Source organism: Vibrio anguillarum (genome assembly GCF_001989995.2).
GTDB classification, from domain to species: Bacteria; Pseudomonadota; Gammaproteobacteria; order Enterobacterales; family Vibrionaceae; genus Vibrio; species Vibrio anguillarum.
Genome location: NZ_JAHGUP010000063.1, coordinates 1 through 20,357, shown reverse-complemented (window position 1 = coordinate 20,357; position 20,357 = coordinate 1). Strand labels below are relative to the sequence as shown.

The following is a 20,357-nucleotide window of genomic DNA, read 5'->3' as shown; positions in this document are numbered from 1 at the left end:
CTTGTGATCAAGAGACAGGGGCAAACCTTCCTTTTTGTTATTCCGGCTCAATTAACTTTAGGAAGTACCACTACTTTCGTTTTGGCCCAAATATCTTGGAACCCTCTTTTTTGTTGATCAAAGGGTACGGTGAGGTTTGCCAAGCCAAAGCCTGAGGTGAACAAACGTATTAAAGCTTGCGTGGCGCTGATTGAATTTCCATCTTGTTCGTTAATTATCAAAAGTCGCCAAGCACGCATCCCTAATGTCTGGCCTGCTCTTGTCCAGAAAAAGACGAAGAAGTAGACCCAGACAGCGGCAAGGTAAAATGTGTAAACATAGCTCCAAATGGGATGACGAGTGAGAAGGTCGCTGACATCTGCATACGAGCCATAGCTCATCACATTCAACGCAACGAGAGCTTCTAATATAGCAACGACAACACCAGCAGCCATCATCTCAAGAGCAATGATGATTAATGCATCGTAAATGAGCGCACCAAATCGGCGTAGTAATCCGGCAGGCGGTAGAGAAATAGAGTTACTCATCATATCTAAACATCTTTTGTATTCGCGAAATTGCAGCAGCATATAGCCTCGAAGAGGATCTGAAAAGAGAAGAGACGCACAGCTTGAAGGTTTGTGGCGAAAATATCGGCAAACGATTTGTATTTCAATATTTTGTTATTGCGCCAATAACTTTCTTACGTATAATGCCAACCATCAAAGGGCAATGCCCAAGATGCCGGTGTGGTGAAATTGGTAGACACGACGGATTCAAAATCCGTTGCCTTCGGGCGTGGCGGTTCAAGTCCGCCTACCGGTACCATATTTAAATGATAAAGCCTCGACGAAAGTCGGGGCTTTGTTGTATCTAGCACAATCAAAAGCTTACCTCAGTTTTCCTTTTCTATTATCAGTAAAAATCTCTCCAAATAGACTCCCTTTATCGCGCTTCAAATCTTCTCCATGGTCCATCTATGGTTCATCGCATGACGAATCTGTGCGCAAGGGAATCCTAGTAAATCCAACAAACTCCGGTTACTGCAAACTCGCAAGCCAGTATTGGCAAAAGCTCTGAGCTGTCAGAACCATGGTACGACCATGGTGAATTTACGGTGAATGGATTTAGGTATGAAGTTTGGTTTGGGTAAAAGTTCGTTTTGATGAACTGCTGTTAAAGGCTTTTATCATGGGGTTTGTTGGTTAGTGTGTATTAAGGCTGTAGGGGATATACATTAACAACCAATCACACGAACAAATTCATCGGCAAGTTGCGCTCAATATGCAACTGTGTAATCTTTGGCGTAATGTTGTCCAAATGGAGTTGATTGCACTATGAAAGTGATATTCGTCGATGCCGAGAATGTTGGGCTGAAAGAGCTTGAAAAGATTAATGCCTCGATTGTCGATAAGGTATTTGTGTTCTCGAAATCAGATGCGGTTAAGTTGGTATGCGAAAAGTCTCTGTACCTTTGCTTGAATGATTACCCCACAGGACAGAACCAAGCTGATTTCTACATTATTGCGTACCTATCGAGAGTCTTACTGGCTTTGGATAAGAAGCAATTAGGTTCGATTCATTTCGAGCTATATAGCAATGATGAAAACCTAATCACGGCGTTTGAATTTCAGTGTGATCAACTGGGTGCTACTTGCCAGAGTATTAGAACTAGAGAGCAGACCGTCGTACCAATCACTGAATCAGCATCAACATCACCAAAACCGAACTCAGCAGAAGCTAAGTTATTAAAAGCTCTGAAATCACCGCACTCATTAGATCCCCAATTTCAGCAACGGTTAGGGTTATCTAAATCTGATTTTACTAAAGCGATTAATGAGCTATCGAAAAACAATCAAATCAAGCGGTCTCCTCAGTCGAAGAAAATGTGGGTGAGATGTTAGCCTTGGCTAGAACAATCAGATCGTAAATATTGCTGTTAAATGACCTCTGGGTGGCTGTCTCGCTACTTCTCTGTGGTAACTGGCTGTCATTAGTGAGGTGTCGCTGTGAATTTAAACCTATGATGCTGGTGGAGTTGCTATGTGCGATATGGGATGCAATTGAGGTGATGGTATCGGTGCCTGATTGATGGCGTGAATGTGGTGAGATGAATTGGTTGTACTGTGGTGATTGGTTCTGGATATTAAATATATAATAACGAGTACAACCGCTTGCCGTAGGCCGCTGTTGTACTCGTTATTATTAATAGTATGTTAGTGGTTCAGGTGATGAAATTTGGCTGTGAATGTCCTTGAAAAGTGCTTTTCTGGTATCAATTCCCATATGCTGACTCACTTCATGCTGCTCTCAATTTTGCTAATTAGAAAGTCCCCAAACTCTTTAGTTATCTGTACTTTATCGTTGCCGAAATTGAGGGTGCCAAGGGAAAAGTTGCCTGATTTCGTTACTGGAGTTTCAGGGTATAGCTGGCGGAACTCTTCTAATGCTGTATTACGTTTAATGTCATGCTCCCACCATGAACCACCGAAATCACAGCTACGGTTTTGTCCTTCCATGTACCAAGGCCAGCGTTCTTTCCATGCCTCTTGTTTTATTTCTTCATCTGTAACATGGAACAAGCTACCTGTAACTTTGAAGTAGCTGAGTAGAGAGCCTGAGCCTACACCAGCTGTGATGATGACATCACCCTTACTAACTCCTTTAGGTTTCTTTTTGGAAAAGTGTAGGTTTTGGTGAAGGTCGGAAAAATCTTGACGTTCTTCAAGTAATACAGGGTCGTCACGAGTACCAATTGGTTTAAGGAAGTAAAGAGGCTCTTTATCAGAGTCGCTTTCTGATGAGTAAACTCGTGGTAGGATATCGATGTCAGCACTTGGTTGTTTTGTTTCCCATGCTTTTTGTGAGCTGTACTGCTCGGCGAACATCACGGCTTTTTTAAGTTGAGTTAATGTCAACTCTCTAAACTCAATGGCTTCGTAAATTTCATCAATAAGATTGTCCAAATGCTCGCTGTGTGGGGTTAGTACTCCCCATTCGTGATTGTGGTGCAATCCGTTATTAGTGAAATTTGCCGATGTGATGATAGCTTGATGTTCATGGCCAGCGGTTAGGGCATAGATCTTTCCATGCAAGCTATTGTCGATATGAACTTTTGCCTTTACTTTTGGGTGCTTTGCTTTGAAGTATTCGAGGAAATCTAATAGCTGTTTTGGTTTAGTTAACTGTTCAGGGTCATTAGCTTTAAATGTAGTAACTAGTTCAATACATTTGATTGCATTGAAATGAAAACCCTCTAAAAAGTGGGTCATATCAGAGGATAAGAACGGTGATGTAATGAGAAGTCTATCGCCACCTTGAGCAATTAACTCTTGTAGATCGTGGTGATGGGAGCCAGTGATATTCGATGTTATTTTCATATTTATTATAGCCTTGAATGACGTGTCGCTATCATATTTGATTGTGTTTATCAGAGCATCAATATCGTTCTTCGGCTGTTCAGTTTTATTAACTAGAGTGGCTTGGTTCGGTGAAAAACTATACTAATCATAAGGGTAACCGTAAATAAAGACATTTAAAACTCATATTATTAATGTGATTGCATATCAATAATGGAGGTTTGAATGAGTACCCAACGACTCACCACAGCATTTCTAAACAATCTCAAGCCCAATCCTGCCAACGCTAAATCCACTGATTACGAAGTTAACTTGTCTGCTATGAAAGATAGTGGATTGCCTACTGGTGCTCGCTGCCTAGTGGGTAAGTCTGGTAACAAGCGATTCTTACTCCGCTATACCAGTCCCGTAACGGGTAAGAAGGCATCCATTGGTTTAGGTAAGCATCCCGAAACCGACATTCTGACCTTGCGGAAAATAGCTAAAGAGTATCGCCAGCAAATCCTTGAGGGTATTGATCCGAAGATCGAGCGTGATACTGAAAGGGTTGATTCTTCTATGACCCTAGAGCGATTCTTCAATGAGGTCTATCTCCCTTTACAGAAGCAGCGCAGAACGTGGAAAGATGATGTCGCACGATTTCGTCATGCTAAGTCGATCTATCACGTACCAATTAATGAACTAACGGCGGCGCATATCGTTAAAGTACAAATGGAGATGCAGGGTAAGATCAGTGCAACTACAGGTAAGCCTTATGCGACTGCTAGTATTTGCAGGGTATTGGCACTTCTCAAGTCGGTAAATAAGCATGCATACCGTCTTATGGACTGTCCCTTGGTGGCTGATAAGGTCAGCCTGCCTAAGCTTGATAATATCCGCACTGGTTATCTTTCCGAGAATCAACTGAAGGACTTTGTTCGCTATGCTTTGGAGTATCCAGATAAACATACAGGGTCATTTTTAGCGTTGCTGTTTTTGACTGGATTAAGGGATCGTGAATTAAGGTATTTAAAGCACGAATCGATAAATTGGGAGCAGAAAGCTCTGTATATAAGTCGAACAAAAAATGGTCGTGACCACATTGTTTATGCGAGTGATTACATGCTGTCTATCTTGATGTCGATACCCAAGGTGATGAATAATCCCTATATCTTTGCTGGACGTCGAAAGGGTAAACCTATCAGTCCAGCTAGGCATGCATTGAAAGTGATCAAGGCTAAGATGGGGCTGCCCGATATACCAGGAGATAAAGCTAACATAACCCTGCACTCAGCTCGCCATACACTTGGAACTTTGCTTGCGGCAAAAGGAGTACCTTTACATGATATTGCTAAACAATTGAATCACTCCGAGATAGGTATAACGAGTAAGTATTATGCCAAGCATACCGTTGGTCGTAGGCGTAAAATTGGCTCTCATCTATCGGATATGGTTAGTGGTGATATTCCACTTGAATAGACTGAGTAATACTTAAAACAAATCATTAGAAAAAGCCCTCGTGCAGCGACTAGCTGGACGGGGGCTTTTTCATTATTACGAGAAAAATAATTATGAAAACAGTAAACAATTTTGAAGAGGTAGCATCATTACCAATGCCTGATAGTGTTAAAGCAACACTCCTCGAACACTTGATAGAGCCATTCGGTGATGAAGAAAGCACTAAAGCGTTCTGGGATGAAGTCAGTACAACCTTGTACTTGATTGAGGAGTCTGATACTGACGAAACGTTGGATGAACAAGCCGAAGAAGATCAGCATTTCCTGCGCTTTGTCTCTAACTACCCTGAGTGGGTTCTGTTGTTAAACGATGAAAGCTGTCCTTGGTTGCTGGCGGTCGCCATAGTCACTATGGAGGGTGGTGGTGTGTACTGTTGCGCTCCAATGAATAGTCCAACATTTCCTGTCGTCAAGCTCGCTGACCAAGCTGAATCTTAATACCGAATTAAACCTGAATAATTCCATCTTAAAGGAGGTGTCCTATGGCACGTAAAACAAACCAACAACAAGAAACGATTCAACCTGAGATCGTAGAGGTTAATGAACAAGTCTCGGTTATTGACGATAAGCCAGTCGATCATTTCACTAATATCGTACTCGATGGCAAAGCGAAAAAGTTATCACCGAAAACAACAAACCATGTGTTCTATGAGGTTTCGGAACATGATGATCTAAAAGCTCTGTATATCCGTCTTTCTGGTAATGAGGGAGGCGGTCTTCACTCTAAGGAATGGATTGCCCTTGAAGATATATTTGCTGTACTAAATGAGCAAACAGACAAGCCATTTAAGAGCACTGTCTTCAAGTCAGTGTTCAAAGGTGGTAGTTCCAACAATGCTGGCTTCTTGGCGGCTTGTTGTCGTGGGTTAGATCTTATTATCCCGACGGAGAAATCTGTGTTTCTTCACCAACTCGCACCAGATTTTGAGCAACGTCGAGACGAAATTATGTCTCTAGTGGGCGATGAAACCAAGTCTGAATAACCGCGAAAATCCCATTAATTCTTACCAATCAAGCCAACTCTGGCTTTTCATACTCAGCACTAACCAAGAGTGCTTCCTTAACAATCTAAAAGAGAATTTATTATGACCTTAACTTTTGACGTTGAGCGATTGCTGCTGCCTGTCAGTATCGATCTTCAAGATGCTCTAAACCGAGTGATCAGCGAATCAGGCAAATGGACACCCATGATCCAATCGGTAGTGATTAACTTTCGAGATACTACATATAGTGTTGAAAATGGTGGTTGGCATCCAGTTGAAGTAAGACTGGTTCGACTTTACGACCAGTGGATCTTTGATTACATCACTGACTTTGCCTACTGCGGTGGTCCATATCCTGAACTGGTTAAAGAGGTGGACTTTAACTTCTCATCGGGAACGGTGGGCTTTTCTTATGTTCCTGAGTTGCCGATAACCAGTAGCGAGATAATGGAGTTCTACTCGATGTGGGAATCTAACTTTCTCAGTTACATCGGAATGGACTGCTTTGATGAAATAGAAGTCACGGTGGATTAGTTCATCACTAACCAATCAACTTGAAAGCACCATGTATGCACCATAAAATTCGCCAGTCACTTCCTAGTGAAATCAAGGCTTCCCATTGTTCCATGTTTGTCATGGTGTGATGGGAAGCCTTTTTCATTTGGGTAATGTTCTACAACGTTTTACTTAAACGTTGCAGTCGGAATTCAGAGGGGAATGGTTCAATGGAACTAGAGAAATGGTGTTTTAAACCAAGGGGGGATTTTAATTCTAACCAGTCTGGTTGGTTTGTACCGAGCTTTTGACATTAGCTACTCCCATTGCTTCAACAAGCAATGGGAGTGAGTACTGTGTTTCCTTTAGGGCGAATATGGAGAGTGGGTCGTTAATGTGATTTACCCTGAGTTTGTCCATATCCATCCGTTCTAATATCAGCACCAAGAGTGCACCCAATGGGTTGTTTTAAAAATGCAGCCAAAAGGTAAATATTTATGATGTAACGATCTCGCGTAAGGCTCTTATACCGACGGTCATCTATCTCCTTTTACAAATCGCTTCTTAGCTATAGCCTTTCTAGTGAGGCATTGAGTTCACGTATTAGCTCTAGCTTTAAACTCACAGGGGAGAGCACTTCTAATTTAGGCATCCAAGCCTTGAGAGTCGGTATCACATCGCCTAGCTTGGTAACGCGAGAGCTAATTAGCAAGCTGCCGTCTTCAAGTTGTTTTAATATCTGCTGGTTTGGTAGGAGCGTATCATTTATGAAGCACTCTGCTATATCAGCATCAACCTGCAATAACACATCTGCCTTTTCAGCTGTTAACCATTCCATTCCCTGACTGTTGATGGACTCACGCACTTTTGGACTCGGTTTATATTTATCCTCACGACGGTAAATCTGCGAAATCTTGCTCAATCTGTACGAATATAGGATGCCTGAGTGGGTAGCGGCTAAGTACCAGAGACCTCTGTCATTGACGAGTCTGTATGGGTGAACGGATTCGATGACTTGTCCTTGGTAGGCAAGGTCAATGATGGACAGTGAGGTGATAGCATCAGACAGGGTTCTAAATATCACATTAAGCGATTCAGTATTCTCCGTTCGTGGGTTCTTAAATAGGAGGTTTTGATATGCGCTACTGAATGAGATCCCGCTAGGAACCATTGCCGATAGCCCAGATTCGCTCATTATCTTTTGAATATTCGGGACGGTCACTCGGCTGACTGGTGCAAGGCGATAGCCATCTTCACACTTCGTAATAGGAGCTTTGATGAGTCTTTCATTGAAGTCACGACGTAGGGTCTTTTCGCTGACCTGATAATCCCTCATTAGCTGCTCGATAGAAAGCACCTCACCCATGAATAAACGGGTCAGGATATCACTCAATCGAAAGGCTAACTTTTCACTCTTATCACTCATTTCTACATCGTAACGGTCGGCGTGGACAGGTTGCGTCCGTTTGATTTTTAAATGAATGAAAACGTTAAGCACCTAGAACTGGCATAGGTTTTATAAGCCTTATTGCTTCTAGGCTTTCTCTACTTAAACAAAATTACCGAATGAGAGGACACAAGCTGTCCGTATGTCGGTAAATAATCTCACCAGTGTTGCAATGCAACTGAATTTAATAAGGAAACATGAAAATGATGAAACGTTGGACTTGTAGTAAATGTTCTAAAAAGACAGACGTAATGGGCGGAACTTCGTGCAGCCGTTGTGGGAAATGGGTGTGTAATTCATGTAAGCAAGTCACCCAGAACTACTGTAAGAAGTGTTGATAGTTTTAGAGTAATTGGAGGCTACTATGGGCGGTTGGACAGAAGACCAAGGCGATTATGATGATGGCACAGAAGATTCTGGTTTTAGCAGGGACTTCGATATGGAGCCGGGTGATGATGGTTGGCTAGGTGGCGACTTCATGGCTGACGATGATGACGACTAAGTCATCTCGATAATTTGAATATGTTCTAGGGCGATATCAGTGATGGTATCGCCTTTTTCATATCTGATGATTGGAGAAGTAAATGAAAAGTAATGTATTTTCGGTCTATGACCCATTGGAAAGAAGACCGAATAAGTATGAAATAGAATTTAGCGTAGATGGCGCTAAACGGGGCTGTGTGATTGGCGCAATGATTGGATCTAAAGTCCCCCACCCACTAGGTACACCTATTGGCGCAGTCGTTGGCGGCGTTTTAGGTGCTGTGTTCGGTAAGGTGGATTGAGTAATGAAAAAAGTAGAGAACATGTGCCTCTACTTTTTTTCGTAATTGTAGTCTTCCTTGAAAGCCTTGTGTTGTCATGGGGTGGCGAGGTTGTGTGTTATTAGCGCGTAGGGGATATACATCAACCACCAATCACACACTTAACTCAGTATCAATGGCTTCAACTTATGCGCTCCATGGCGTTGAATGAACACCTTTGGCTCGAAATCACAGAGTGATAGTGTGGAGTGAATTTTTGTAAGTGCCTTCTCGATGCTAGCTTTATCGCGCCCTCCATTTGGTGCTGAAAATGGGATAATGCAATCCATCAGCTTTCCGCTACTGACAATCGTATATTTACCGTTTGGACGATAGCTGTCCCAAAGCACAGAGTGATTAAATGTCCTCTCACCCGTAAATGGATTTATTGTGCCTTTTGCTTCTTCAATTATTGCTTGATAGGTAATGCTATGTTCACCGCTAATCACTAGCTCAATGAGTATTTGGTAATCCTGCTTCGTGGCATAAACGCTGTAGGTGCTAGGCTTGTATCTCTGATTATTTTGGTTTTTCAGATCTTCGTATAAGTAATCGTGAATATTTTCAGAACGAGCAGGAGTATCCAGTTTGAACGGAATATAGCTGATGCAATGGCTTGGTTGAATGAGTAAGTACACCGAACTTAGAACTGAATCTTTATTCTGATCAATGTCGTCATTCTCAATGATAATCAGCTTTGCCCTTAACGGATTTCCTTTCTTCGTTTTCTCTAAATCAGGCTTACCGAACTGTTTTTTAAAAAATTCAACCGTAGGCTCGATAAGTATTTTTTCTGATTGTGGTGTCGCTTGTTGGATCGCTGCCATGAGTAATCCATAGCTCTCATTCTCAAACCTCCTGTCTGTCGAGATAAACATTCCCAATGATTTGATAAATGATTGATTTCGCTTGTGCCAAGGTGAGATGACTAGTGTATCGACTTGAACAGAGATACGAAGCTCTATGAAATTTTCGTCGTCGCTACTGTCATACTCGGTGATGTTATTAGCACATACGGTCAATGCTACCTTGTCTTGGTTTTTTAATTTGGTTACTGAGTTGAGCCTATTGTTTGCTTTGTAACTTGAATGAGCAGAGCGCTTTGGAAACGACGTACCAACTCCTGCCTTAGCAAATGATTCTGTTAGCTGATTTGCAGTGTTATCTGCTCGCAATTGGAATAGGTGGTTCAGTGTGTCGATAAGAGCATGCTTTGAATGCGTAGACAGTTTTTGGTCTTTTGGGACAAACAAGTGGATGGTTTTCTTATAGAAGACTTTCTTTTTTCTCGGCATAGAACTAAAAATCAAACAAAATGGTACCTAATTGCCTCATTTTATAGGATCAATTCTCTTTCTGATACTGGCTTCGCTAAAAAATCGACTTTTCTAAGGCTTGCCCTTGCTATAACGCCTCAAACTTCTTCCTGGTATTACTGATTAATCTAGTTCCACGATTTACTTAGACCGAGCTAGATATTATGAGCAGTACATCTGTAGATATGACCCAAAAGGTACTTAACGCCTTGCCTCGCCCTGAAAAGGGTGAGCAAGGGATTGAGTACCGTTGGGCTAAGAACTCTCGCTTACGTGTATTGGTAACAAAGAAGAGCAAGCGCTGGGTAGTTCGTCTTGGGTGGAAAGGTCAACGCTACTATGAATCGTTTGGCACTTACCCTGAAATGAAGTTTGCTGACTTTGAGAAGTTGGCTTACCAGTTCATTGCTGATGTTCAGTCTGGTGCTTACCGTAAAGGTTCTCGTCTGACGGTGCGGCAGTTCTTTGATGAAGTGGCAGTGCCATTCAGTAAGCGTCACCACCGTGATCATAAGACGTTTGTATCTCGTGCTAAGCGTGTCATGACAACGATGGGTAATAAGCGTATTGCTGACGTGACTCGTCGTGATGTGGAGAAGTTCCTCAACTCGTTGGTTGATCTATCGCCAGCGACAGTAAACCGCTACCACGCATTTTTGTCCAAGTTGTTCTCTATGGCGGTAGAGCACGACATCATTGATAAGAGCCCAGTGAAAGGCGTGAAAAAACTGGCTGAGAACAACGCTAAAGATCGCGTGTTATCGGCTAAAGAAGCAGAAAGTTTTTGTCGCCATGCTTGCTCTGATTCTAACTTCATTCACGCCTATGCTCTGATGCTTAGCCTGCTTACAGGTATGCGTATTGGTAACGTGATTAGTATGTCTCGTTCAATGCTTGCTGATGATCTGTCGTCTGCTTTATTGCCAATGACTAAATCAGGCAAGTCTCAACGTGTCTATTTCTCTGAGCCAGCAAAGCGTTTGATCCGCAAATGCCTCAAGTTTTCTTTCAATGATTGGGTGTTCCCATCCTTGAAAAATGACGGTGAGCATATTGCTTATCCACGCGCCTGTATGGAGCGCATTCAGCACGCTATGAAAGCGGAGGGGGTACTAGCTGCACCTTTCTCTATCCACGATCTTCGTCGTACCTACGCAACTCAAATGTTGATTGCGACCAACGACATTCGTCTAGCACAGCAAAGCCTTGGTCATTCTAATGTGAATGTCACCGAGCGTTACGCCTATTACCAAAACACCCATTTAGCGCAAGCCTCACAGCAGACTGTCGAGGCGATGCTACCGAACTTCCAATTTAGCTAAGGAGTAATGATGAAACACGCATTAACCATTGAAGAATTTGCAACGGAATACAGCTTAAACGCAGCCACTGTGCGAACCAATGTCACTCGTAAGCCTGACAGCTTACCAAAGGTATTACGCATTGGTCGTAGTGTGAGGTTCCTGCGCACTGAAATTGAAAAATGGGAAAAAAACTTACTGGAAGCGGCATAAGCCAAGAAATTTTCCAGTTCTTTCCAGCTATGTATTTTGCCAACTGAGATGGGCTTGGTTGGCTCTAAAACTTTAAAACGTAAATCAACGGAGATTTTAATTATGACTACTTCAACTCAACCTCTATTCATCCGTAATGGCAACGCTGTGATTAACGCAAGTGCAGCAACGACATTAACCCATAATGGTGATTTCACTCTTTTGCTTGATGCCAAATGTAAAAAAGTCGCTTTTGAACAAGGTGAGTCATCAGTTGCGCTGTTTGATCGTGTGAAGAAAGTGATTAAACCACATGAGAAATATGCCTTAAAGCTTGAGAACGGCGGCTTCATTGATGCTCGTGTGATCTCAACGGTATTTGTTTCACCGAAGACGGAAAACCTTGTTGTAGTTGGTGTGAATGAGCGCCCTTTATGTGTCTTGGATGCGAAAGAATTTTCTGATTTAGATGGGCTGACAGAGGTGATCTTAGATGCGCTAGTTGGCATTGGTGAGGGTAACAGCATTCCTGTTATTGATTGGGCAGCATACAAGCGTCAGTAATCTGATTTCGCTTTAACTCTATGGCTCTTCGGAGCCATTTTTTGATCTACGAGGAGGATAAAATGGAAGAATCAATGAATTACTGGGGCGAAGATACTGGTATTGAGATAGACGAACCATTTGATGGTATTGAGGTCGATGAAAACTTGGTTGAAGCGTGGGGCAATGCGAGTAACGATGAGCTGCTGGATGAATTAGTAGGTAGCATTGCGCTTGAAACGATACCACTTGTTGAAAATGTTAGTGAGTATGTGGAATCGAAGAAAAAGAAAAAGGAGAAGCGCAAAGCAACGCCGTTTTTTGAGCGCCCTGTTATAGCAATGGATACCGAGTATGTGGAGTCTGAATGTGGAACCTACAACCGTATCTTGAGCTACCAATTCGCGGTTCTATACAAGGGCAAGCTATCAACGACAATCTTGTTTCCTGACTCTACCAAAAAATTAGGGCGCTTAGCTCTGGATAAGTGTTTAGTTCAGGCTATTGAAAAAGCGATGGAAGATGAAGTACTTGATAAGTGGCCTACTGACATCATTTTATGTGCTCATTGGCTATCGGCTGATTTATTCAACTTCAGTCAAGCCTTTGAGCAGTTAAAGACCCACGTTAAGGGTTTACGTAAAACAGTGGCGAGTCTTGATGATGTGTATGGTCTTGATCTTGAAAAAGTCATGTCACGTCGCATCGATAAAGAGCCTCTCAATGTTCACGACAAATCCCGCAACCGACACACCTTGTATATCACGTTCTACGACACCATGCTGCTTTCGCCCAATGGATCGTCGCTAGCCTCTGTCGGAGAACTATTGAAGATTCCAAAGGTAGAAATCCCAGAGCCTTACTCTATCTCTCGAATGGATGAGTTTCTGGACGGCAATCGTGAGTTGTATAAAAAATACTCAATTACCGACTCTATCATAAGTGCTCGCCATTTCGAGCGGGTTTCTGCCTTCTGTCAAAATACACTCGGCCTAAATTCGGTTCCCTTTACCATTGGTGGTATTGCCGTTAAAGCCTTTGTGAACAGTCTAGCGGATAAGCGTGGTTATCGTGGGTTGTTCGGATTTGAGAAAGTAACGAAAGAGGTGTGGCCTACTGATCGGGCTAAGCCATTAACGATAACTCGTGATGTTCCTGTAACTGCTCGTATGACGTTGGAAAACTTTGCTACCCAGTGCTATCACGGTGGTCGCAATGAAAGTTTTATCGCAGGCCCAACTGCAATTGATACATGGCGTGATTACGATGTTCCTAGTTGCTATTCAGCGATCACTTTAGGTTTGCGTGAGCTGGCGTATGAGCAAATGTATATGACCAACGATCTGAATGATTTGTTTGGTGATAAGTGCGCAATGGCTTGGGTTGAGTTTAAGTTTCCAGAGGGAACTCGCTTTCCAAGCTTGGCTGTTCGTTCGGACTATGGGTTGGTGTTTCCACTAACAGGTGTTACTCAGAGCACAGGTCATGAGCTTGAAGTTGCCTATAACCAAGGGGCTGAAATCACTGTAAAGCAAGCCTTTGTGATTCCTTGGGCGAATGATAAACGTATCTTTGAGCCATTTATGAAATGGGGGCGTGAGCGTCGTAAATCATTTGATAAGGGTAGTTTTGATGAGAAATTGACCAAGGAGATGTTAAATAGTTGTTATGGGAAATTGGCCCAATCACTGCGTCCGAAGACCGCGTTTGATATCCAAGCAGGTTATTCTAAGCAGTTACCGCCATCGACTCTAACTAACCCTTTCTTTGCTGCTTATACCACTGGTCTTGCTCGTGCCTTGTTGGGTGAAATGTTACATAGCATCCCTGATGATAAGGTTGTGGTGTCAGTTACCACGGATGGATTCTTAACCAATGCAACATTGGATGAGATTAAACTGGGTGGAGTTATCTGTCAGCGGTTTCGTGACCTTTATCATCGTATTGATCCGTCTAAAGGTGAAGTATTGGAGCTGAAACATCAAGCCAAACAGTTAATTGGAGCGAAAACTCGTGCTCAATATACGGTTATCGAAAGTGAGGGATATGAACCTATATTGGCTAAAGGGGGAGTGAAAGTTGACCCAATGCTTACTGATCAAAGTGCTTACATGGTGAACAAGTATCTTGAACGTCAGCCTGACGATAAGGTTGATGGAAGTTATTTAACTCCTAACCGGATTCGTTTTCTTGAGCATAAAGATTTGATGTTAGAAAAACGCTCGATCTTCTTGAACATGGAGTATGACCAGAAGCGCGAGCTTGTTAACCCAAAAATGATTGATGTGAAAGGTAAACAACATATTGCTTTAGAAACAGTACCTCATCAGTCATTAGATAGTATGTCGTTTACTCGCATCCGGTTTGACCATTGGCGTAAAACCCACTGCTTGAAGTCTATGGATGATTGGTATGACTGGCAGGAGCGTTTGAGTATGTATAAGGCGAACGACAAGCGAGAAATCCGTTTGAAGAAAGCAGAAAAGTCGGATGAATTAATGGCGCGCTTGTTTGTGCGCTTTTACGGTCATGAAGTATCAGGTATCACGAAGAAAGACATCACAGCCAAGGCTCTGTCTGATTGGTTGGTAAGTCTTGGTTACAACATTAAGCCAAGCCTGATTCGTGGTGCTGGTCCTAATCGAGCTAAGTTGGTTGAGGGTGTAGTCCCTGTAACGAATTCGACATTGAAGCTAGCCAATTTGCTGGTGGGTAAATTTCCTCAATTTGACCCAGTGCCTTTGTTTAGTGCCTCCCGTGAAGAAGTTATGCGTCAATTAGAAAATATTTCGTAAATGATAAAATGCCGTGAGTCCTTGTATAGCAAGGGCTCATGGCCTGTGTGTATCTAGTTCGTTGGGGATATACATCTACCACCAATAACACAATCAAATCTCCCTCCAATATTCACTAACAGATAAAATCAAACAAATGTGTACCAATTGCTCTGATAGTTGTTATCACCAGACACCATGAACAGTGCCTCTGGTGAAAAACTAGTGATTCTGCGCCTTATTCCTTGCTGTAACCGCTGCAATCTCTCATTACCCAAATCGCTTTTAATAGTCCCTATACCACAACGTCGTGGTGATATTTTCAAATTAAACAGGGAGCTAATCATGGCTAAAAATAATTTCTACGCGGTACTTTATGGTCGTCGCACTGGCGTATTTTCATCTTGGGATGAAGTGAAGAAGTACACTCACGGTTACGGTGAAATACACCAGAAAGGTTTTGTGACTAAACAAGAAGCGTTGGATTACTTCCATGCGAACTACAAAGCTGTTCAAGCTGAAATCAATGCTAAACGTAGTGTGAAGTTTGCAGCCATGCGTGCGAAGCGTAAGAACAAGTAATTGAGTTCACGATTGAAACTAGTAATTAAGTAGCCCTACAGGGACAGAGGGGCTTGTCCTCTCTGCTCCTGTGGGGCTTTTTGCTATCTGAATTACAGGAATAATACCGATGAACAATACTAAAACATTGACCGTTGAAGGTGTTGAGTTTCGCTCTCGCGCTGGTTGCTGGAGGGGAAGGTAGGTAGTTGTTTTGCTGAACAACAATGTTGGTCGATCAAAGATATGTGTGAACATTTGAGAATTATTGGATGACATATCTCAGCTAATTATAGTGTGACTAAGGTGTGGTTCGTTGATAAGTGGTGTCTACTAAGAGGTATTCTGTAGCTCGTTTTGTGAGATAAAGTGATTGAGATTAGCGTTTGTGAATTTAGTCGAACTAAGTTTTGATAAATACGAGACACTACCATAATACTATGATATTTATTGACTTTTATTTTAGTAAGTAGATGATCTATTTACTAAGTAACCCATATTACATGGTGATTGATGTTCCAGTTAACTACTGATAAAGAGCTTTTAGTTTCCCTAGGATTGAGAGTTCGAAAATATCGAGAAGTGTTGAATCTTTCTCAAAGTGAGCTTGCTAGAGTCTCGGGGTTACATAGAAGTTATATAGTTTCAGTTGAGAAAGGTGAGCGTAATATATCTTACATCAATCTAGTTAGGTTAGCTGGTGCACTAAATATTAAAATTTCGTTGTTGGTTGAGGACTAGTATATTGACATTATATGATTACCACGATTTAAGAGCAGGCTTATTGGCAAATGATTGCCATGGAATATTATCCCTAGAGCAAAGAACAACTGAAACTTTAGTTAGAGCTATATCTTCACAAGCGGCTAATATTAAAAGAGACTTTGACAAGGCCTTTAATTTAATGCCTTTCTGGTCAGCTTATGCTCCTGTGCAAAGGGGGCATATGCCTAGAGGCGAAGCTTTTCCTTGGGGGGAGGTTGGTGAAAAGGTTGTTGAAGGTTACTTGTACTCACTACTACCTCAAGTTTTTAATGAAGTGGCATTTCCCGGAATTCCGTATGGTCATGATGTAAGATTCTCTACTTTAGATGCTTTTATTCACATCGATGCAAAGTCAACAGGACCAACAGATAATCTTAATGAAGTTGTAAGCAGCCCTAACCAAGTTACGGGGGATGGGGCTATCTTTGATGGTGGTCAAGTTAGAAATAACATAACACAGATGAGAGGAGCTCGTGTTAGTAGAGACTTTCAGCCTGAACTAGCCCCTTTTGTTGTTGATAATGGAGTAGTGAAACCAGTTCTGACATATTATCTTAAAATTGCCTACACTGTTTCAGCGCCGGGGAATCAACCTTTGTGGTATCTAGAACTAATATGTGTGCCTAATGGATTAATGCTTTTTGCTGAAGATGGTCTTAATCTGGTTGGTAGAGTTCAAGGTATGCTGACTCCAGGAAAAGATGAACAACACGTAGCAAGAAAGAGAACGAGAATTAAATTGGATCCTTTGTCTCAACTAGCGCAGTGGAGATGTACAAAGATTTTTTTTGATACGCAAGGTCAACCCTACGCTCAATATCGTTAATGCAGTATATAGGCGCTGAAGGAGTTCGGCGCCTTTTTATTTTTAATGACTTAAAATAGGCTTATTTGTTTTTGAGCTTCGAATATTCTTTGCTTGGCTAGAGCTACATATTTTTCTTCTCTTTCGAGACCTATGTATGTTCGGTTGTTTTGCAGAGCTGCAATGGCAGTCGTACCACTACCCATAAAAGGATCAAGAACAACATCCCCTTCTTCGGTCAGTAGACGGACCACTTTTTCTGCAAGCTCTAGAGGAAACTGGGCTTCGTGTTCACGATTACTTCGAACTGATGCTATCTGCCAAACACCGCGGCTTCCCCAGAGAGCCCACTCGCCAGCGTTAAGTCTGTTGCGATCAATTACAGTTTCACCTGGTTTCCAGAAAAAATATAAATGTTCAAATTCACTAACTGCTCTATAAGAACTAGAGTGCCATTGTGAATTTTGCCAGGTTGGATCTTTCAACCAAATTCTTCTGTCGTATAAGTAAAGCCCGATATCATAAGCGTATTTTTCAAGGTAGTGGCCGATCAGTTTTACTCTGGTTTGAGTTTTGTATTTGCCACCTCTAATGTTATTGCCATTTAAACGACGATCTACAGTTTGTTCGCTACACTTGAGTACTTCTGCTATTTTCTTTCGATTAAAGGTGGGGTGTTCCGCCATGGCATGAATAACATCTTCTTTTGTTACTTTACAACGAAGTTTTGATTTGTTTGGAGCTTGGATTTTTGGGATGTTTTCATCTGCAAAAGCTAAAATGTCATCTATGTTAATTACTAAAAAACCTCCCGGTTTTAGTACCTTATAGTGGTGTTCAATGACATTTCTTAGTAACTGTTGCCAAGAGTCGAATGTGGCATCTTTTTCGTATTCTTTACCAACGAAATACGGCGGAGACCAAAAACTGAGTGCTACAGAGTTTGGTTCGATTTGATTCATCAAGTCTGCTGAATCGCCACAGTGTATATCATTAGTTTTTAAGTATTCATTCGCTAGAACAAGAGTCTCGGTTTTAGCATTCATTATTAAATAATATCGTGAATTAAAGTTGCCCTAGATGTTATTTAAAGTCGACACTTTCGGCAACTTAAAGTTGTATTGTATAAAAATAACTCTATCAATCAAAATGCTATGGACATTGCTTATAAAACTGCTTAGAATCCGCTTCGTTCTTTGGTGGCTATAGCTCAGTTGGTAGAGCCCTGGATTGTGATTCCGGTGGTCGCGAGTTCGAATCTCGTTAGCCACCCCATTGATTTCGGTAGTTTTTACTTCCTGTTTTGATCAAAAGTTGAAACGAAATATTGTCGGTGAATAGCGCAGCTTGGTAGCGCATCTGGTTTGGGACCAGAGGGTCGGGGGTTCGAATCCCTCTTCACCGACCATTTTTTCAAAAGCCTTGAGTTCGCTCAAGGCTTTTCTATATCTACAGTATGCGTATTCTTCATTGATAATTCTGTACTACGATTGAGCTAATTAGATCCAACAAACCCCCATTTCATGGTATTTTATATCCAACAAAATCCTAGTAAATGCAGCTAGTTAAAAGGCTTCGAGACGGATTCAAAATCCGTTTCCTTCGGGAGTGGCGGTTCAAGTCCGCCCACCGGTACCATAATTTAAACAACAAAGCCTCGACGAAAGTCGGGGCTTTGTTGTTTTTGTCCTCGAAATAATAGTCCACTATCTTAGATAAATGGGACTCTTTTGATAGCCTTCACATACTTCTATATTGAACAGCGCACATTTCTCGCTTCTAGCCATACACATTTATATCAACACTACTAATATGTAGTTGATGAACTTTTGAGTGGCTTCTTTTAAACTCATTAACTACTTAGTACTTAAGGTGTTATATAAATTGTGGCAAGCATAAAAATCACAGTAGATAGATTGCAGCCTGGCCTGCACATTAAGTTGCCCGTAAAGTGGAACGAACACCCCTTTCTTTTTAATAGCTTTAAGATTAAATCCCAAGAACAGATTCAATTGATAAAACACTTGGGGATTCAACATGTTTATATCAATCCTGCGCAAAGCGATACTCAACCCTTACCTGTCAATACGCAGCCGGAAGCCATAGAAGAATCTTCAGAGATGGAGAGTGAGGCTGAAAAATTGTGGGAAGAGAAGCAGAAACGGATTGAAAAGTTGAACGCATATCGTAGGCGAGTTCTAAACTGTGAAAAAGAGTTTGAGCGTTCTCTATCCCGTATGCGTGCGGTAATGAACAAGATACGCAATCGGCCAGAGGATGCGATAGATGAAGCTTCAATTTTGGTTGAAGATATTGTCGATAAGCTACTGAGTGAAGATAGCGTTACGCTGCATTTAATGAATGGCAAAAGTGAGTTTGAAGACATCTACTTTCATTCACTCAACGTTTCGGTCATTGCAATGATGATAGGAAAAGCGAAAGGGTATGATGCTCAAAAAATCAAAGAACTTGCTTTTGCTGCGCTGTTTCATGATATAGGCAAAATTAAGGTTCCCACCGCGATTGTTAGAAAGAAAACAACACTGACAGAGCCCGAACAAAATTATCTCAAATTACATACTAAGTATGGTTTGGATATTGCAAGTCATATCGATAGCTTTCCAGAAAGTGCAAAGAGAGTAATAGAACAGCATCATGAACTTAATGATGGCAGTGGGTATCCGCTTGGTTTAAAGGAAGCGGCTATTGATGAGCTTTCACAGGTCATTACGGTCGCGAATGTATTTGATAATTTGTGTCATCCCAATATCGTTGCAGAGCAGAAGATTCCTTATATTGCACTTTCCTATATGTATAAGCATTGTAATCACTTATATAGTAACGAAAACTTAAACGTATTGGTTAAATTTATGGGTGTTTTCCCTCCAGGAACCGTTGTTCAGCTTTCTAACAATATGGTTGGGTTAGTCATCTCCGTAAACGCTAGCCACTTACTATATCCTAATGTATTGATTTACGACCCTTCGGTTCCGCGAACCCAAGCGCCCATTATTGATTTAGCTGATCGAGATTTGAAAATTGTTAACGCCATTCTTCCGCATAAACTTCCGGATAAAATCCGAGACTATCTTAACCCACGCTCTAGAATCTCTTATTTCTTCGATAGTGATGAGTAATATGCTTCTTTGTATTGCCTCAGTGCGAGCTTTCATTGACGAAGAAAAGCACGCAATATGAAGTGTGTCACCTTAATGCTCTGGTGATAACAAGGAGATTTAGAGAGGGAAATAGGTCGCTAATTAATCGATATTTAACGCTTTGGCGTCTTTTTGTTCACTTGAGCTATCAGAAGGTACTTTTTTCTAAAAACCGCTTGCACTCATCTTCGTTCTCCCTATAATGCCGCCTCACTGACACGGCACAGCCAGTAAGGGTTCAAGCCCAACCAGCAGCCAATCAGTAGGTCAAATCAGTAAGACGAAATAATTTAATAAAGTGTTTGACACTTTCCATTATCTCGCTAGAATGGCCGCCTCTTCAAAGGAAGCCTCGGCAACCCAGCGAAGAACGCTCTTTA

General features: G+C 41.8%; 21 protein-coding genes and 3 tRNA genes. 19 read left to right on the top strand and 5 right to left on the bottom strand.

The window, feature by feature from the left end; translation table 11 throughout:
* Positions 1-47: 47 nt before the first annotated feature.
* Positions 48-569 (bottom strand): RDD family protein, encoded by a 522-nt coding sequence (locus PL85_RS14195; RefSeq protein ID WP_013855999.1) that lies wholly within the window; start codon positions 567-569, stop codon positions 48-50.
* 153 nt (positions 570-722) lie between these two features.
* Between PL85_RS14195 and PL85_RS14190 the strand changes: the two genes are divergently transcribed.
* A tRNA-Leu gene (locus tag PL85_RS14190) sits at positions 723-807 on the top strand.
* Positions 808-1,316: 509 nt separating this feature from the next.
* Positions 1,317-1,883 carry a hypothetical protein gene (locus PL85_RS14185; RefSeq protein ID WP_115339311.1) on the top strand — a complete coding sequence of 189 codons (567 nt, stop codon included), beginning with the start codon at positions 1,317-1,319 and terminating at the stop codon, positions 1,881-1,883.
* 390 nt (positions 1,884-2,273) lie between these two features.
* On the opposite strand, the gene PL85_RS14180 is transcribed toward PL85_RS14185, so the two are convergent.
* Entirely contained in the window at positions 2,274-3,359 is a 1,086-nt protein-coding gene (locus PL85_RS14180; RefSeq protein ID WP_115339310.1) for a phospholipase D family protein, read from the bottom strand.
* A 204-nt stretch (positions 3,360-3,563) separates the two neighbouring features.
* Here PL85_RS14180 and PL85_RS14175 point away from each other — a divergent pair, with 204 nt between their 5' ends.
* From PL85_RS14175 to PL85_RS14160, 4 genes are all read left to right on the top strand, one after another.
* Positions 3,564-4,796, top strand: a complete 1,233-nt coding sequence (locus PL85_RS14175; protein ID WP_115339309.1) for a tyrosine-type recombinase/integrase — start codon at positions 3,564-3,566, stop codon at positions 4,794-4,796.
* A 92-nt stretch (positions 4,797-4,888) separates the two neighbouring features.
* Positions 4,889-5,272: a hypothetical protein gene (locus PL85_RS14170; RefSeq protein WP_115339308.1), complete on the top strand. Its 384-nt coding sequence runs from the start codon at positions 4,889-4,891 to the stop codon at positions 5,270-5,272.
* Between the two features lie 44 nt (positions 5,273-5,316).
* Positions 5,317-5,817 (top strand): hypothetical protein, encoded by a 501-nt coding sequence (locus tag PL85_RS14165; protein WP_115339307.1) that lies wholly within the window; start codon positions 5,317-5,319, stop codon positions 5,815-5,817.
* 102 nt (positions 5,818-5,919) lie between these two features.
* Entirely contained in the window at positions 5,920-6,351 is a 432-nt protein-coding gene (locus PL85_RS14160; protein ID WP_115339306.1) for a DUF2787 family protein, read from the top strand.
* A 529-nt stretch (positions 6,352-6,880) separates the two neighbouring features.
* Here PL85_RS14160 and PL85_RS14155 read toward each other — a convergent pair.
* The gene (locus PL85_RS14155) at positions 6,881-7,738 is read right to left on the bottom strand and encodes a helix-turn-helix transcriptional regulator (RefSeq protein WP_115339305.1); all 858 of its coding nucleotides are present in this window, start codon (positions 7,736-7,738) and stop codon (positions 6,881-6,883) included.
* Positions 7,739-7,956: 218 nt separating this feature from the next.
* Between PL85_RS14155 and PL85_RS19095 the strand changes: the two genes are divergently transcribed.
* The 3 genes from PL85_RS19095 (at position 7,957) to PL85_RS14145 (ending at position 8,544) form a co-directional block, all read left to right on the top strand.
* The gene (locus tag PL85_RS19095; RefSeq protein ID WP_115339304.1) at positions 7,957-8,097 is read left to right on the top strand and encodes a hypothetical protein; all 141 of its coding nucleotides are present in this window, start codon (positions 7,957-7,959) and stop codon (positions 8,095-8,097) included.
* A 26-nt stretch (positions 8,098-8,123) separates the two neighbouring features.
* Positions 8,124-8,261, top strand: a complete 138-nt coding sequence (locus tag PL85_RS14150; protein ID WP_160117736.1) for a hypothetical protein — start codon at positions 8,124-8,126, stop codon at positions 8,259-8,261.
* A gap of 82 nt (positions 8,262-8,343) precedes the next feature.
* Complete coding sequence (locus tag PL85_RS14145; protein ID WP_115339303.1) at positions 8,344-8,544, top strand: glycine zipper domain-containing protein; 201 nt, start codon at positions 8,344-8,346, stop codon at positions 8,542-8,544.
* A gap of 140 nt (positions 8,545-8,684) precedes the next feature.
* On the opposite strand, the gene PL85_RS14140 is transcribed toward PL85_RS14145, so the two are convergent.
* Positions 8,685-9,872 (bottom strand): hypothetical protein, encoded by a 1,188-nt coding sequence (locus PL85_RS14140; RefSeq protein ID WP_194587682.1) that lies wholly within the window; start codon positions 9,870-9,872, stop codon positions 8,685-8,687.
* A gap of 170 nt (positions 9,873-10,042) precedes the next feature.
* Here PL85_RS14140 and PL85_RS14135 point away from each other — a divergent pair, with 170 nt between their 5' ends.
* The 7 genes from PL85_RS14135 to PL85_RS14105 all read left to right on the top strand — a co-directional run bounded on the left by PL85_RS14135 (position 10,043) and on the right by PL85_RS14105 (position 16,840).
* Complete coding sequence (locus PL85_RS14135; protein WP_234826546.1) at positions 10,043-11,200, top strand: tyrosine-type recombinase/integrase; 1,158 nt, start codon at positions 10,043-10,045, stop codon at positions 11,198-11,200.
* Between the two features lie 6 nt (positions 11,201-11,206).
* On the top strand, positions 11,207-11,392 hold the full coding sequence (locus PL85_RS14130) for a helix-turn-helix domain-containing protein (RefSeq protein ID WP_234910773.1): 186 nt from the start codon (positions 11,207-11,209) through the stop codon (positions 11,390-11,392).
* Positions 11,393-11,494: 102 nt separating this feature from the next.
* Positions 11,495-11,935, top strand: a complete 441-nt coding sequence (locus tag PL85_RS14125; RefSeq protein WP_115339893.1) for a hypothetical protein — start codon at positions 11,495-11,497, stop codon at positions 11,933-11,935.
* Positions 11,936-11,997: 62 nt separating this feature from the next.
* Positions 11,998-14,709 carry a hypothetical protein gene (locus tag PL85_RS14120; RefSeq protein ID WP_115339299.1) on the top strand — a complete coding sequence of 904 codons (2,712 nt, stop codon included), beginning with the start codon at positions 11,998-12,000 and terminating at the stop codon, positions 14,707-14,709.
* A gap of 324 nt (positions 14,710-15,033) precedes the next feature.
* A complete protein-coding gene (locus PL85_RS14115) occupies positions 15,034-15,270 on the top strand; it encodes an RNase H1/viroplasmin domain-containing protein (protein WP_160117735.1) in 237 nt (78 codons plus the stop codon).
* Between the two features lie 492 nt (positions 15,271-15,762).
* Positions 15,763-15,990, top strand: coding sequence for a helix-turn-helix domain-containing protein (locus PL85_RS14110; protein WP_115339297.1), 228 nt, complete (start codon positions 15,763-15,765; stop codon positions 15,988-15,990).
* A gap of 4 nt (positions 15,991-15,994) precedes the next feature.
* Positions 15,995-16,840 (top strand): BglI family type II restriction endonuclease, encoded by an 846-nt coding sequence (locus PL85_RS14105; protein WP_160117734.1) that lies wholly within the window; start codon positions 15,995-15,997, stop codon positions 16,838-16,840.
* Positions 16,841-16,890: 50 nt separating this feature from the next.
* Here the strand turns inward: PL85_RS14105 and PL85_RS14100 are convergent, their stop codons facing one another.
* Positions 16,891-17,865: a DNA-methyltransferase gene (locus PL85_RS14100; RefSeq protein ID WP_208895740.1), complete on the bottom strand. Its 975-nt coding sequence runs from the start codon at positions 17,863-17,865 to the stop codon at positions 16,891-16,893.
* A 153-nt stretch (positions 17,866-18,018) separates the two neighbouring features.
* Here PL85_RS14100 and PL85_RS14095 point away from each other — a divergent pair.
* The 3 genes from PL85_RS14095 to PL85_RS14085 all read left to right on the top strand — a co-directional run bounded on the left by PL85_RS14095 (position 18,019) and on the right by PL85_RS14085 (position 19,956).
* A tRNA-His gene (locus PL85_RS14095) sits at positions 18,019-18,094 on the top strand.
* Between the two features lie 56 nt (positions 18,095-18,150).
* Positions 18,151-18,227 (top strand) — tRNA-Pro (locus tag PL85_RS14090).
* A 478-nt stretch (positions 18,228-18,705) separates the two neighbouring features.
* Positions 18,706-19,956, top strand: coding sequence for an HD-GYP domain-containing protein (locus PL85_RS14085; protein WP_017045406.1), 1,251 nt, complete (start codon positions 18,706-18,708; stop codon positions 19,954-19,956).
* Positions 19,957-20,357: the final 401 nt, after the last annotated feature.